The following is a 13,355-nucleotide window of genomic DNA, read 5'->3' as shown; positions in this document are numbered from 1 at the left end:
TCGGTCTCAGCTCACCAGTGCACGCCGCGGAACAGCTGGGCGAGCAGCATCTGCTCGGTCTCCCGGCGGTTCTCGGCGGGCGCCTCCTCGGCAGCCGCAGCCGCCTGTGAGGTGGGCTTCTGGCCCTTCGCCGCGGCGGAGTCCGGGAACACCTGGTAGGCCAGGTTGAGCACCCGGAACGCGGTGCGCGGGGCGATCGTGTGGGCCAGCTCGCCGGCGGTGCCGAGCGCGGTGTTGATCTCGTGCGGCTTGTCGACCATCGCCTTGATGACCGTGTCGGCCGCCTGGGCCGGGGAGATCGTGGGGAACTTGTCGTAGATCTTGGTCGGCGCGATCATCGGCGTGCGCACCAGCGGCATGTGCACGTTGGTGAAGGTGATGCCGTGGCCGACGACCTCGGAGGACACCACGTTGCTCCATGCGTCGAGCGCGGCCTTCGAGGCGACGTACGCCGAGAAGCGGGGCGGGTTCGTCTGCACGCCGATCGACGAGATGTTCACGATGTGCCCGGAGCGCTGGGCGTGCAGCTGCGGCATCAGGCCCATCACGAGCCGGATCGCGCCGAAGTAGTTCAGCTGCATGGTGCGCTCGAAGTCGTGGAAGCGGTCGTGCGACAACTTGAGCGAGCGGCGGATCGAGCGGCCGGCGTTGTTGATGACGTAGTCGACGCTCGGGAGCTCGGCGACGAGCTGCTCGCACAGCCGGTCGATCGCCTCGAGGTCCGAGAGGTCGCAGGGGAACACGTGGGCCTGGCCGCCGCGGCTCTCGATGACCGCCTTGGTCTCCTCGAGCTTCTCCTTGCCGCGGGCGACGAGCACCGGGATGCCGCCGGCCTGGGCGACCTTGAGCGCGACGACCTTGCCGATGCCGGAGGAGGCCCCGGTGATCACGACGGTCTTGTCCTTCAGCGCGGCCCGCGCCTTCGGGTCGCGACCGGTGGTGTCGTCGAGGTTCTCCTCCCAGTAGCCCCACAGCGTGCGGACGTAGGTCTCCAGCGGCGGGACGCTGATGCCCGAGCCGGCGAGCGCCTTCTCGGTGATCCGCGAGTCGAAGACCGACGGGAAGGAGGTGTGCGCGATCGCCTCGGCCGGCAGGCCCAGCCTGCCGATCGTCTGCTCGAGGAGCAGCTGGGCGGGTGCGGTGCGGATGACGGCGGTCATCAGGTTCAGCGGGCGCAGTCGCGGCGGGATCAGCGCGAGCGGGCCCGCGTTGGTGAGGTTGCGGCCGACCGGGGTCGCGAACTGCGGAGCACCGGCCGCGGCGCAGAAGGCGTTGACCATGTCGACGACCGGCTGCGGCTCGGGGTTGACCAGGTGGAAGGCCTCGCCGTCGCGGTCGGGGAGGTGGCCGAGGTGGTCCATCGCCTTGGCGACGTAGTCGACCGGCACGACGTTGGTGTCGCCGAGGTCGACACCGACCAGCGGCAGCCAGGACGGCAGGTTGTCGCGGAGCCGCTTGATCAGCGGGAACAGGTAGTAGGGACCGTCGATCTTGTCCATCGCGCCGGTCTCGGAGTGTCCGACGACGATCGCGGGCCGGTAGACGCGCCACGGCACGCGGGCCTCGTCGCGCACGATCTTCTCGGACTCGTACTTCGTCCGGTGGTACGGCGACGGGAGCGGCTGCCCCTCCTCGAACATCGTCTCGTCGAACCGGCCGTGGTAGTCGCCGGCCGCGGCGACCGACGAGACCTGGTGGAAGCAGCCGGCGTCGAGCGCCTCGGCGAGGGTGAGCGCGTTGCGCGTGCCCTCGATGTTCATCGCGTCGTTGGTCGCGTCGTCAGCGGTGATGTCGTAGATCGCCGCGAGGTGGAAGAAGTGGTCGATCGAGCCGGCGTGCTCGGTGACCCATCCCTCGTCGACCCCGAGCCCGGGCTGGCCCAGGTCACCGACGACGGGCTGGACCCGGTCGGAGCCCCACTGGCGGATGAGGGCGTCCATCCGGCCGAGCGAGGAGGCGCGGCACAGGACGTAGATCGGACCCTCGCGGTGGTCGATCAGCTCGGGGATGAGGAAGCGCCCGATGAAACCCGTGGCGCCGGTGACGAAGTAGGCCATGCGGCGAACGCTACGCGCTTTTGCACGCGTTCGTACTCGTCAGTCACTTGTTGCTCGGCGGCTGGTCGAGCAACCGGTGGGGCTACTGGTCGCCGCCGCCGAACATGATCTCGTCCCAGCTCGGCACGGACGCCCGGCCGCGCTTCTTCTGCACCGGACGACGGTGCTTCGCGCGCTCCCGCTCGGCCGCTGCCGAGGCTTCCTCGTCGGTCGTCGCGCGGATCGGCTCGTCGAGCACCTCGGGTGCCTCCGCGCCCTCTGCAGCCTCCGCGTCGGACGGTGCGGCGTGCTGGCGGGGGGCGGGGATGTCGACCAGGCCGGTCGACGCCTCGGCCTCGAAGGCGTCGCCGAAGGGCAGCTCGTCGGGGGCGTCGCCCAGGGTGCCGAGCGGCAGCTCCTCCGCGGGGACGACGGCGAGGCGGCGCTCGCGCGCCTCCTGGAGGTCGTCGCGGGCGGGCGCCACCGGCTCGGGCAGCACGTCGCCGACCAGCCAGCGGGCGTCGTCGTTGTCGGAGAGGGCGTAGTTGCCGGGGGCGTCGTAGGTGAACCGGGCAGTGCCGCTGCGCGTGCCGGCGTCGTAGGTGGCGGTGAGGACCCAGCGGCCGGTCTCGCGGCGGTAGGCATCCCAGGCGACCTCAGCCGGGTCGGCGCCGGTGTTGCGCAGGTGGGCGGCGACGGCGTCGCCGAGCACGCGGCTCTGCGTGTGGGCAGCGGTGCCCTCGCCGGGCGTGCGGCGCAGCGACGCCTTGAGGGCCCGCTCGGCGACGTGCTCGCGCTCGGCGAGGACGGGCGCGACGTAGGGCATGATCGCGTCCACGGTGGTCCCGGCAGCCTCGGCGACGGCCTCGGTGGACTCGCCGGCCCGGATGCGGGTCTGGATCTCGCGCGGACGGATGCTGCTGCTCATCTTGGTCTCCAACTGGCCGACACGGGTGGGCTCACGGGTGGTCTCTGCGCGCACCGCGGCACGCAGGTCGGGCGTGATGACGAGGGTGTACTCGCTGCCCTGGTCGTCCACCAGGAGCAGGCGACGGGCGTCGGGGGAGCTCCCGGCGAGGGTGAGCGGGACCGCGACGGGCTGGACGGTGTCCGCCGCCGTGCCCGCGTCGTCCATCTCGGTCACACCTGGTCCTCGATCGTCGTGCCTTCTCCGGTGCCGTGAGCCTACGCCCGCAACGGGCCCGCTCCCGGTTGCCTCTCCGGCGTGTGGTCTATCTGTCGACAATTGTTTGATGGCGCTCGCTTCGCTCGCGCATGTCGGGCGCCCTTCTGCGCGTGATCTTCCCTCACTGCGCTCGCTCCCTCACTCGTTCCTCGGTCGCTCGCTCCGCTCAGTCCAGAGCACGCGGGGCGCCCGACGGCATTCAGGCCCACGTGGTGCGCGGACGCATCAGGTGGGACTGATGCCCGACATGCGCGAGCGCACAACTAACACTGCCGTCCGCGGACGTACTGCCAGCCCTCGGCGTCGCGCCGGAACCGGCTGCGCTCGTGCAGGACGCCCGCGCGCCCGGCCTCGGTGAATTGGGCGCGGAACTCGACGATCCCGCGCCGGTCGTCGGCGTCGCCGGCCTCGGTGGCCAGCACCTCCAGCCCGGTCCAACGCACGTCGTCGTCGAGGTCGAGCGTCTCCGGGCGGGTGGCGGGGTGCCAGGTCGCCAGCAGGTACGCCGCCTCTCCGACCACGAACGCGGCGTACCGCGACCGCATCAGCTCCTCGGCGGTCGCCGCCGTGTCGGTGCCGCGGTGCAGCGGGCCGCAGCAGGCGTCGTAGGGCCGTCCGGTGCCGCACGGACAGGCACCGCGGGTCACCGGCCGAGGACCCGGTCGAGGTAGGGGTTGGCGAACACGCGGTCGGGGTCGAGCCGGTCGCGCAGCGCGGTGAACTCGGTGAAGCGCGGGTAGCGGTCGGCGAGGTCGCCGGCGTCGAGGTGGTGCAGCTTGCCCCAGTGCGGCCGGCCCTCGTGGTCGCGCATGATCGCCTCCATCAGCGCGAAGTACGCACGGTGGTCGGCGCCGCGGTGGGTGTGGAAGGCGAGGTAGAACGAGTCGCGGTCGTAGGACGTCGACAGCGCGACGTCGTCGGCCGGCGCGACCCGGATCTCGACAGGGAAGGACACCGACAGCGCGGACCGCTCGAACGCGGTGCGGCACTCGCGCAGCGCGGTCAGGCCGGCCGCGCGGGGCACGGCGTACTCCATCTCGCGGAAGACGACGCGGCGCTCGGTCGTGAAGACCCGGTGGGCGGCGTCGGTGTAGGTGCGCGGGCCGAGCAGGCGCGACGCGAACCGGTTGGCCGCCGGGATGGCGCGGGGGACCCGGTTGAGCAGGGCAGTCTGCGCGCCGAAGACGGTGTTCGACAGCAGGTCGTCGTCGAGCCAGGCACGCCAGCGTGCGAGCGGCTCCGCGGCCGAGAGGTCGGTGCCCATCCGGGTGTTGCGCTTGGTCAGCATCCGGTCCGAGTGCGGGAACCAGTACATGTCGACGTGGTCGTGGGCAGCGGTCAGGTCGTCGAAGGCGGCCATCGCGTCGTCCCACGACATCGGCTGCTCCTCGGCACGGAGCAGGAAGAGCGGCTCGACGGCGAAGGTCAGCGTGGTCAGGACGCCGAGCGCGCCCAGGCCGGCGCGGCCGAGCGCGAGCAGGTCGGGGTTCTCGTCGGCGGACGCGCGCAGCACCTCGCCGGTGCCGGTGACCAGCTCGAAGCCCACCACCTGCGCGGCGAGGCCCGCGGCCCGGCCGCCCGTGCCGTGGGTACCGGTCGACACGGCGCCCGCGAGGGTCTGCTCGGCGATGTCGCCCATGTTGTGCAGGCTCAGCCCGAGCCGCTCGAGCTCGGCGTTGAACACCTTGAGCTGGGTGCCGGCCTGCGCCGTCACGGTCATCGCGTCGCGGTCGACGGAGACGATCCCGCGCATCCCGGTCGGCAGCAGGTGCACGTGCTGCGGGGTGGCGATGCCGGTGAAGCTGTGGCCGGTGCCGGCCGCCTTGACCGTCTCGCCGGCGGCGCGGGCGCGGGTGACCACCTCCGCGACCTCGGTCGCGTTCGTGGGGGAGACCGACCGCAGACCGTCCGCCGACTCCAGCCCGGACCAGTTACGCCAGCTGCTGCTCATGGTCCGCGACAGTAGCGGGGACCCGGGTGGCCAGCGCCCCGGCCAGGCCGAGGGCGCCACCCGCCACGCAGACCAGGTACGCCGGCGAGGCGCCGTGGGCGTCGATGACGACTCCCGCGATGGCCGCACCGGGGGCCAGACCGGCCGCGATGCCGGTCTGGATGAACGCCATGCCCTCGGTGAGCCGCTCGGTCGGCAGCACCCGCTCGGCGAGCGACAGGGCCGCGATCAGGGTCGGTGAGATGGCCAGGCCGCCGACCAGCAGGACCGCGCCCATCACGGGGAGCGACGGGACGAACGGCAGCGGCACCATCGCGACCAGCATGCCGAGCGCGCCGAGGCGGAGCCGGAACAGGGGACCGCGGCGCCAGCTGATGGCTCCCGAGACCAGGCCGGCGACCAGGCTGCCGAACGCCCAGATCGCGAGCAGGAAGCCGGCGGCCGCCTTCGTGCCCTCCTCCTCGGAGAAGGCCACGGTCACGACCTCGGCGGCGCCGAAGAGGATGCCGAGCGCCGTACCGACGGCGGTGAGCGGGACGATCGCGCCCCAGGGGATCGGGGGACGGACGACCTCGGCCGAGACCGGCGGGTGCGCCGGCGGCTCGGTGGCGCGCTGGGCGGCGAAGACGTAGGTGCCGATGACGCCCGTGACCAGCGCGGCGATCAGACCGGCGGCGGGGTGCACGCCCGTCGCGAGCATGGTGACCGCGATCGGGCCGACGAGGAAGACGGTCTCGTCGGCGACCGCCTCGAAGGAGAACGCCGTGTGCAGGCGCTCCGGCTGGTCGGCCAGCGTGTGCGACCAGCGCGCCCGGACGCAGGTGCCGACCGAGGGGAGGGCCGCACCCGCCACCGCCGCCAGCAAGTACGTCGACCAGTGTGGCCAGTCCCACTCGAGCGAGCCCATCGCCAGCGCCAGACCGATGCCCCAGACCGTGATCACGACCGACAGCACCCGGCCCTGGCCGAGCCGGTCGATCAGCCGGCCCTGCGGGATGGCGAAGAGGGCGTTGGCGATCAGCGCCACCGCCGAGACCGAGCCCGCGAAGCCGTAGGAACCGGTCTCGTGCTCGGCCAGCAGCACGATGCCGAGGCCCACCATGGAGATCGGGAGCCTGGCCACCAGGCCGCTCAGGCTGAACAGTGCGGTGGGCGGGGTGAAGATCTGGCGATAGGTCTGCAACATGGCGTCGTCATCCTGCTCCCTACGATGGACCCGTGCCGAATCCGGATCCGTACGACGCCCTCCTGCTCCTCTCCTTCGGGGGACCCGAGAAGCCGGACGACGTCGTCCCCTTCCTCGAGAACGTCACCCGCGGCCGCGGGATCCCGCGCGAGCGGCTCGAGGAGGTCGGCCAGCACTACTTCCTGTTCGGGGGGAAGTCGCCGATCAACGACCAGAACCGGGCGCTGATCTCGGCGCTGGAGGCGGACCTCGCCGCGGCCGGCGTGGACCTGCCGGTCTACTGGGGCAACCGCAACTGGGCGCCCTACCTCGACGACACCGTCGCGCAGCTGGCGGCCGACGGGAGGCAGCGGGTGCTGTGCATCGCGACCTCGGCGTACTCGTCGTGGTCGAGCTGCCGGCAGTACTGGGACAACATCGACGCCGCTCTCGCCGCGCTGCCCGAAGGCACCCCGGCGCCGCGGATCGACAAGGTGCGGGCCTACTTCAACCACCCCGGTTTCGTCGCGGCCAACGTCGACGGCGTGCTCGACGCGCTCGCCGACCTGCCCGACGAGGTGCGGGACGCCGCGCGGCTGGTGTTCGTCACGCACTCGATCCCGACCGCGATGAGCGACGAGAGCGGTCCGGAGGGCGGTGCCTACGTCGCCCAGCACCTCGACGTCGCCGCGGTCGTGGCCGACGCGGTCCGGGACGCGACCGGTGTCGAGCGGCCGCACGAGCTGGCCTTCTGCTCGCGCTCCGGCTCGCCGCGGACCCCCTGGCTGGAGCCGGACGTCAACGACCGGCTCGAGGAGCTCGCCGCCGCGGGTACGACGGCCGTCGTACTGATCCCGGTGGGCTTCGTCTCCGACCACATGGAGGTCGTCTACGACCTCGACACCGAGGCCCTGGCCACCGCCGAGAGGCTCGGCATCGCCGCCCGCCGGGCCGCCTCCGCGGGCACGCACCCGGCGTTCGTGGCGGCCCTGCGGGACCTGGTCGTCGAGCGCGCGGCCGCCGAGCGCGGCGAGCAGGTCGAGCGCCCTGCCTGCGGCACGCGCGGCCCCTCCCACGACCGCTGTCCGGCCGGCTGCTGCCTGGGCTCCCGGGGATGACCGAGCCGGCCGTCCTGCTCGACCTGGCCCTGGCCACCGCGCTCGAGGCCGCCGAGCTGGTCCGTGATCGCGCCGCCGGCACGATCGAGGTCGCGGCCACCAAGTCCAGCGACATCGACGTCGTCACCGCCGCCGACCGTGCCTCGGAGGAGCTGATCCGGGCCCGGATCCTCGCGGCCCGTCCCGACGACTCCTTCCTCGGTGAGGAGGGTGACGACATCGTCGGCAGCTCCGGCGTGCGCTGGGTCGTCGACCCGATCGACGGCACCGTCAACTTCCTCTACGGCATCCCGGAGTACGCCGTCTCGATCGCCGCCGAGCTCCACGGCGAGGTCGTCGCCGGTGTGGTGGTCGACGTGGCCAAGCACGACGTGTACGCCGCCCGCGCCGACGGCCCCGCGACCCGCAACGGCGCCGAGATCGCCGTCCGCGGCCCGGCCGACCTGGCGCACCGGCTCGTCGCCACCGGGTTCAGCTACGTCCGCGAGGTGCGCGCCGGCCAGGCCGCCGCCGTGGCCCGGCTGCTGCCGGAGGTGCGCGACATCCGCCGCTCCGGTTCGTGCGCCCTGGACCTGTGCCGGGTGGCCGCCGGCTCCCTCGACGGGTACGTCGAGGAGGGCGTCAACCTGTGGGACCACGCCGCCGCCGGACTGATCGCCAGGCGTGCCGGAGCGCGCCTCCTGGTCACCCCCGGCGCCCTCGGCCGGGATGCCGTGGTGTGTGGCCCGAATCACGGGTTCCAGGAGCTCCTCGACGCCGTACGATCTGCCGGGTTCGTGAGGGAATAGCGGGCGCCTGTCCACTGTTCTGAGGACTCGCATCGACCCGGGTGTCGCAACCCGGGGTCGATGGTGCACAATCTGCCGCGCCGCTCCGCACACCAGCAGTGCCGGAGGCCGGTTCACTGAGGGGAGAGGGAGACGTCATGGCGACTGACTACGACGCACCACGCAAGAACGAGGACGAGCAGTCCGAGGAGAGCATCGAAGAGCTCAAGGCTCGCCGCCACGACAAGAACTCCGGCAAGGTCGACGAGGACGAGACCGAGGCCGCTGAGTCCTTCGAGCTGCCCGGTGCGGACCTCTCGCACGAGGAGCTCGCCGTCGAGGTCAAGCCCAAGCAGGACGACGAGTTCACCTGCATGAGCTGCTTCCTCGTCCACCACCGGAGCCAGCTCGCTGACTCCAAGAAGATGATCTGCTTCGACTGCGCCTGAGCGCGTCGAGCGGTCCCGTCCACCAGATGGGACAACCCCTGCGGTTTGGTCCCAAACCGCAACAGATCGGGGTCCGGGCGTGCAGTTCGTGCCCAAAGGGCACGTGCTGCCGGCCCGGTCCGGGGGCGCCGGTCAGGCGTCCTTGCGCAACCCGGGCGGCAGCTCGCCCGTCGACTTGAGGTAGTAGCCGGCCGCCTTGCGCTGGGCGAGCATCTTCGCCAGCGCCACGAACGTGCCGCTGGCCGCCGCCCACGCCACGGCCTCCCAGACGTCGACGTCGGGGTCGGCGGGGTTGGCCGGGGGCTGCTTGCCGGTCGCGGCCTTCCAGCCGCCGTCGAGTGCCTTCTTCGCCACGGCGGCCGAGCCGAGCGCTGCGACGAGCGAGAACGCCGACCAGACCTTGGAGCTGTCCTTTGCCATGGACCGACCCTATCGGGATCGTCAGGCGTTCGTGCCCCGGGCGGCGTCGATCGCGGTGTTGATCGCGGAGGCGAACGCCTTCGGGTGCCGCGAGCTCAGCAGCCAGTACGGCGCCGGGTCGGCCGGGTCGTTGATCGGCACCCGCACCGAGCGCTTCACGTAGGGCCGCAGGAGCAGGTAGGCCCGCACGTCGGCGTCGCGCCCGGAGACGCGGTTGGTGTCGTCGGCGTCGAGCGCCTCGGCGGTGCCGAGGTGGGTGACCTCGATCCGGGCGCGGCCGGCCAGCAGCCAGCCGTCGGCGACGACGAGCCGGGCGCCGCCGTACGTCCGGTGGAAGAGGGTCATCAGGGCGAGCAGCGCGCCGGTCGCGGCGTGCGCGATCCACGGCTGCTCGTGCAGCGGGATGACCAGGGCGAGCCAGACGGTGGCGATGAACATCGTCCCCTGCGCCCACCACCGCAACGGGACCCGCAGCCGCTCGCTGTAGGCCGTCGCACTCGAAGTCACGCCGGGAATGATCCCATCCGGGTCCGCGTGCCGATGACCTAGGGTCTCCCCGTGCCCCACGACCTCGAGATCGCCGTGCAGCAGCTCGACCCCGACCTGCCCCTCCCGGCCTACGCCCACCCGGGCGACGCCGGCGCCGACCTGGTGTCCACCGTCGACCTCACCCTGGCGCCGGGGGAGCGGGCGCTGGTGCCGACCGGCGTCGCGATCGCGCTCCCCGAGGGGTACGTCGCCCTGATCCACCCGCGCTCGGGCCTGGCCGCCCGGCACGGGCTCTCGATCGTCAACACGCCCGGCACCGTCGACTCGGGCTACCGCGGTGAGATCAAGGTGCTGCTGATCAACCACGACCCCTCCGAGGCGATCGTGCTGCGGCGCGGCGACCGGGTCGCGCAGCTCGTGGTCCAGCGTTACGAACGGGCCTCGTTCGTCGCTGTGCAGACCCTTCCCGAGAGCGTGCGTGGTGCGGGCGGCTACGGTTCTACTGGTGGGTTCGGAAGGCCCTGACGACCTGGCTCGCTGAGAGTCCGAGGAGGAGAGCAACGTGAGGTTGCGGCGCAAGGGGGAGGCCGCGGCGGCTGAGGCTGCCGCGGACGAGTCCGCACACGACGACGCGGCCGACGCCGACGCGACGACGGAGCCCGGCAACGCCGGTCCGTACGACGCCGACGAGCTGCCCGACGACGGCCTGGCCCGGCTCGACCTGGGCTCGATCCTGGTCGCGCCGCTGCCCGACCGCGAGCTGCGGGTGCAGGTCGACGAGAAGTCCGGCGAGGTCCGTGCCGTGCTGCTGGCGACGGACGCCGGTGCGCTCGAGCTGCGTGCCTTCGCCGCTCCGCGCGGTGGCGACCTCTGGAGCGACATCCGTCCCCAGATCGCGGCCGACGCCGCCCGCCGCGGCGGTACTGCCACGGAGCGCGAGGGCCGGTTCGGCACCGAGCTGGTCTGCGAGGTGCAGGTGAATCGCGCCGACGGCCAGAGTGGCACCCAGACCTCCCGCGTCATCGGCGTCAACGGCCCGCGCTGGCTGCTGCGCGCGACCTTCCTCGGCGAGCCGGCCCGCGAGCCGGAGGCCGCCACGGAGTGGGAGCAGGCGATCACCCAGCTGGCCGTGCGCCGCGGCGCCCACGCGATGCCCGTGGGCGAGCAGCTCCCGCTCAACCTGCCCGACGGCGCGCAGCCGAAGGCCGTCGACGCGGGCTGAGGGGATCATCCCGATGGGCGCCAACAAGAGCCGCCTCAGGCGGACCATCAGCAAGTGGGCCAACAACACCGAGGCCGACGCGCGCGACCTGCGCAAGACGTTCACCACCGCCGGCGTGATCTGCATCGGCGACGCCCCGGACCGCGAGCCGGTCCGGTTGCGTGGCACGCTGCGCACCGTGACCCTCCGGCCCCGTGGCGGCGTCCCCGCCCTCGAGGCCGAGCTCTACGACGGCACCGGCACGGTCACCGTGATCTGGCTCGGTCGCCGGCGGATCGCCGGCATCGGCCCGGGTCGGGCGATCGAGGTCAGCGGCCGGATCGGCAGCCACGAGGACAACCGGGTCCTCTACAACCCGCGGTACGACCTCCTGTGAGCGGCACGCACGAGCACGGCGACGCCGAGGAGCACACGCTCTCCGCCTCCGCCGGGCAGAAGCTCGGCGTCGACACGGTCGAGGCCCTGGTGCGTCACCAGCTCGCCGCGGCGCTGGGCGGCAAGAGGGGCATGGTCGAGGCCGCCGTACCCGGTCTGGTGTTCACCGCGGTCTGGCTCCCCACCGACAACCTGCGCTGGGCGCTGATCGCCAGTCTGGGCGTGGCCGGCATCGCGCTGGTGGCGCGGCTGCTGGAGCGCAGCTCGGTGCAGTACGTCTTCAACGCGATCTTCGGCATCGGCATCGGCTGGGTCTTCGTCCAGTGGGCCGACAGCTCCGGCGCCACCGAGGACGAGAAGAAGCTCGCCTTCTTCCTGCCCGGCATCCTGATCAGCCTTGCCTACACCGTCGTGCTGAGCGCGTCCTGCCTCGTCCGGTGGCCCGCCCTGGGGTTCATGCTGGGCGCGGTCGCCGAGGACCCCCTCGGCTGGCACGACAACCCCCAGATCGTGAAGCTCTGCAGCCGGCTCACCTGGGTGATGCTGCTGCCCGGCGCGATCGGGGTGCTGCTCCAGGGCCCGATCTGGCTGCTCGGCGACCGCGGCACGATCGGGGTGAGCACCGCCGTGTGGCTGATGCTGGTGCTGCGCACCGGGCTCGGTTGGGCGCTGCGGATCGGCTCGTGGTCGGTGATGATCTGGCTGCTCGCCCGCAACGCGACGCCGCTCGAGCCGCAGCCCGAGACGGCCTGACCGACTACTTCTGCGGGTGCGAGCCCGGCGCCAGCAGGCGCTCCAGCTCGTCCTCGGCCTCCGACGGTACGACGAACAGCAGCTCGTCGCCGGACTCGACCGGCTGCTCGGGGGTCGGGACGTAGACCTGCTGGTCGCGCAGGATGCTGACCAAGGCGCAGTTCTCCGGCAGCGGGATCAGGCCGGAGGCCTTGCCGACGTACGGCGAGTCGGCGGGAAGCGTCATCTCGACCAGGTTGGCGTTGCCCTGGCGGAAGGTGAACAGCCGCACCAGGTCGCCGACCGTGACGGCCTCCTCGACGAGTGCGGACATGATCCGCGGCGTCGACACGTTGACGTCGACGCCCCACGCCTCGGTGAACAGCCACTCGTTGTTGGGGTGGTTGACCCGGCCGACGGTGCGCGGCACGCCGAACTCGGTCTTCGCCAGCAGCGAGGTGACCAGGTTGGCCTTGTCGTCCCCGGTCGCGGCGATGACCACGTCGCACTTGTCGAGGCGGGCCTCCTCCAGCGAGGAGAGCTCGCAGGAGTCGGCGAGCAGCCACTCCGCGTCCGGCACCCGCTCGGGGTGGATCGAGCTGGGGGACTTGTCGATGAGGAGGACCTCGTGGCCGTTCTCGATCAGCTCCCGGGCGATCGAACGGCCGACGGCTCCTGCTCCGGCGATGGCGACGCGCATGTCTTCTGCTCTCCTCGTGCTTGTCGGCGTGCTCAGTCGCCGTGCTCAGTCGCCGTGCTCGGGGCCGCGGCCCAGCACGTCGTAGGCGAGCTGGGCGGTCTCCTCGCGGGTGATCAGGTGGAGCATGTCGCCCTCCTGGATCACGGTGTCACGGTCGGGCAGCATGCCCTCGCCCAGCCGGTCGATCCACGCCACCCGGCAGCGGCCCTGCTCCTGGAGCTGGCCCACGCGGGCGCCCACCCAGACCTCGGGGGTCGGGATGTGGTCGACGCGGATGGTGCCGGACGGGTCGCGGAAGTCGGGCTCGGCACCCGCCGGGAGGATCCGCCGCAGCACCTGGTCGGCCGTCCACTTCACGGTGGCGACCGTCGTGATGCCGAGACGCTGGTAGACCTCGGCGCGGCCGGGGTCGTAGATCCGCGCGACGACCTGCTGGATCCCGAAGGTCTCCCGGGCCACCCGCGCGGCGATGATGTTGGAGTTGTCTCCGCTGGAGACCGCGGCGAACGCGTCGGCGCGGCGGATGCCGGCCTTCTCCAGGACCTCCTGGTCGAACCCCATGCCGGGGATCTTGTCCCCGTTGAAGCCCGGCCCCAGGCGCCGGAACGCGTCGGGTTCGGTGTCGATGATCGACACCGTGTGGTTGCGGTCCTCGAGGCTGCGGGCCAGGGTCGAGCCCACCCGGCCGCAGCCCATGATCACGACGTGCACGGTGAGCACGCTATAGCAGGACGCTGCTGATCGG

16 protein-coding genes are annotated in these 13,355 nt (G+C 72.2%); 7 read left to right on the top strand and 9 right to left on the bottom strand.

Going from position 1 to position 13,355, the window contains the following annotated elements; genetic code table 11:
- Positions 1 to 11: 11 nt before the first annotated feature.
- From ASE20_RS00605 to ASE20_RS00585, 5 genes are all read right to left on the bottom strand, one after another.
- The gene (locus ASE20_RS00605) at positions 12 to 2,057 is read right to left on the bottom strand and encodes an SDR family oxidoreductase (RefSeq protein ID WP_056892600.1); all 2,046 of its coding nucleotides are present in this window, start codon (positions 2,055 to 2,057) and stop codon (positions 12 to 14) included.
- Positions 2,058 to 2,139: 82 nt separating this feature from the next.
- Positions 2,140 to 3,171 carry a septation protein SepH gene (gene sepH / locus ASE20_RS00600; RefSeq protein ID WP_225868972.1) on the bottom strand — a complete coding sequence of 344 codons (1,032 nt, stop codon included), beginning with the start codon at positions 3,169 to 3,171 and terminating at the stop codon, positions 2,140 to 2,142.
- A 314-nt stretch (positions 3,172 to 3,485) separates the two neighbouring features.
- On the bottom strand, positions 3,486 to 3,869 hold the full coding sequence (locus ASE20_RS00595) for a YchJ family protein (RefSeq protein ID WP_056892598.1): 384 nt from the start codon (positions 3,867 to 3,869) through the stop codon (positions 3,486 to 3,488).
- Complete coding sequence (locus ASE20_RS00590) at positions 3,866 to 5,173, bottom strand: D-arabinono-1,4-lactone oxidase (protein WP_056892597.1); 1,308 nt, start codon at positions 5,171 to 5,173, stop codon at positions 3,866 to 3,868. The genes ASE20_RS00595 and ASE20_RS00590 overlap by 4 nt, the downstream gene beginning before the upstream one ends.
- Positions 5,154 to 6,359 (bottom strand): MFS transporter, encoded by a 1,206-nt coding sequence (locus tag ASE20_RS00585; RefSeq protein ID WP_056892596.1) that lies wholly within the window; start codon positions 6,357 to 6,359, stop codon positions 5,154 to 5,156. Before ASE20_RS00585 ends, ASE20_RS00590 begins: the two co-directional genes overlap by 20 nt.
- A gap of 32 nt (positions 6,360 to 6,391) precedes the next feature.
- On the opposite strand from ASE20_RS00585, the gene ASE20_RS00580 reads away from it, so the two are divergent.
- From ASE20_RS00580 to ASE20_RS00570, 3 genes are all read left to right on the top strand, one after another.
- The gene (locus ASE20_RS00580; RefSeq protein WP_056892595.1) at positions 6,392 to 7,456 is read left to right on the top strand and encodes a ferrochelatase; all 1,065 of its coding nucleotides are present in this window, start codon (positions 6,392 to 6,394) and stop codon (positions 7,454 to 7,456) included.
- The gene (locus ASE20_RS00575; protein WP_056892594.1) at positions 7,453 to 8,244 is read left to right on the top strand and encodes an inositol monophosphatase family protein; all 792 of its coding nucleotides are present in this window, start codon (positions 7,453 to 7,455) and stop codon (positions 8,242 to 8,244) included. The genes ASE20_RS00580 and ASE20_RS00575 overlap by 4 nt, the downstream gene beginning before the upstream one ends.
- 137 nt (positions 8,245 to 8,381) lie before the next feature.
- Positions 8,382 to 8,672: a DUF4193 domain-containing protein gene (locus ASE20_RS00570; RefSeq protein ID WP_036542629.1), complete on the top strand. Its 291-nt coding sequence runs from the start codon at positions 8,382 to 8,384 to the stop codon at positions 8,670 to 8,672.
- 132 nt (positions 8,673 to 8,804) lie between these two features.
- On the opposite strand, the gene ASE20_RS00565 is transcribed toward ASE20_RS00570, so the two are convergent.
- Positions 8,805 to 9,092: a DUF4235 domain-containing protein gene (locus tag ASE20_RS00565; RefSeq protein WP_056892593.1), complete on the bottom strand. Its 288-nt coding sequence runs from the start codon at positions 9,090 to 9,092 to the stop codon at positions 8,805 to 8,807.
- Between the two features lie 21 nt (positions 9,093 to 9,113).
- Entirely contained in the window at positions 9,114 to 9,599 is a 486-nt protein-coding gene (locus ASE20_RS00560; protein WP_056892592.1) for a DUF3093 domain-containing protein, read from the bottom strand.
- Between the two features lie 51 nt (positions 9,600 to 9,650).
- Between ASE20_RS00560 and dut the strand changes: the two genes are divergently transcribed.
- The 4 genes from dut to ASE20_RS00540 are packed head-to-tail and all read left to right on the top strand — an operon-like array spanning position 9,651 to position 11,931.
- Positions 9,651 to 10,106 carry a dUTP diphosphatase gene (gene dut, locus ASE20_RS00555; RefSeq protein WP_056892591.1) on the top strand — a complete coding sequence of 152 codons (456 nt, stop codon included), beginning with the start codon at positions 9,651 to 9,653 and terminating at the stop codon, positions 10,104 to 10,106.
- A gap of 37 nt (positions 10,107 to 10,143) precedes the next feature.
- Positions 10,144 to 10,803: a DUF3710 domain-containing protein gene (locus ASE20_RS00550; RefSeq protein ID WP_056892590.1), complete on the top strand. Its 660-nt coding sequence runs from the start codon at positions 10,144 to 10,146 to the stop codon at positions 10,801 to 10,803.
- A gap of 13 nt (positions 10,804 to 10,816) precedes the next feature.
- Positions 10,817 to 11,179: an OB-fold nucleic acid binding domain-containing protein gene (locus tag ASE20_RS00545; protein WP_056892589.1), complete on the top strand. Its 363-nt coding sequence runs from the start codon at positions 10,817 to 10,819 to the stop codon at positions 11,177 to 11,179.
- Positions 11,176 to 11,931 carry a DUF3159 domain-containing protein gene (locus ASE20_RS00540; RefSeq protein WP_056892588.1) on the top strand — a complete coding sequence of 252 codons (756 nt, stop codon included), beginning with the start codon at positions 11,176 to 11,178 and terminating at the stop codon, positions 11,929 to 11,931. The genes ASE20_RS00545 and ASE20_RS00540 overlap by 4 nt, the downstream gene beginning before the upstream one ends.
- Before the next feature lie 4 nt (positions 11,932 to 11,935).
- On the opposite strand, the gene ASE20_RS00535 is transcribed toward ASE20_RS00540, so the two are convergent.
- Positions 11,936 to 12,610: a potassium channel family protein gene (locus ASE20_RS00535; RefSeq protein ID WP_056892587.1), complete on the bottom strand. Its 675-nt coding sequence runs from the start codon at positions 12,608 to 12,610 to the stop codon at positions 11,936 to 11,938.
- A 45-nt stretch (positions 12,611 to 12,655) separates the two neighbouring features.
- Positions 12,656 to 13,321 carry a potassium channel family protein gene (locus tag ASE20_RS00530; protein WP_056893046.1) on the bottom strand — a complete coding sequence of 222 codons (666 nt, stop codon included), beginning with the start codon at positions 13,319 to 13,321 and terminating at the stop codon, positions 12,656 to 12,658.
- Positions 13,322 to 13,355: the final 34 nt, after the last annotated feature.

Origin of the sequence: Nocardioides sp. Root240 (assembly GCF_001428825.1) — a bacterium.
Lineage (GTDB): Bacteria > Actinomycetota > Actinomycetes > Propionibacteriales > Nocardioidaceae > Nocardioides.
This window is presented reverse-complemented; position numbering and strand designations above follow the sequence as displayed.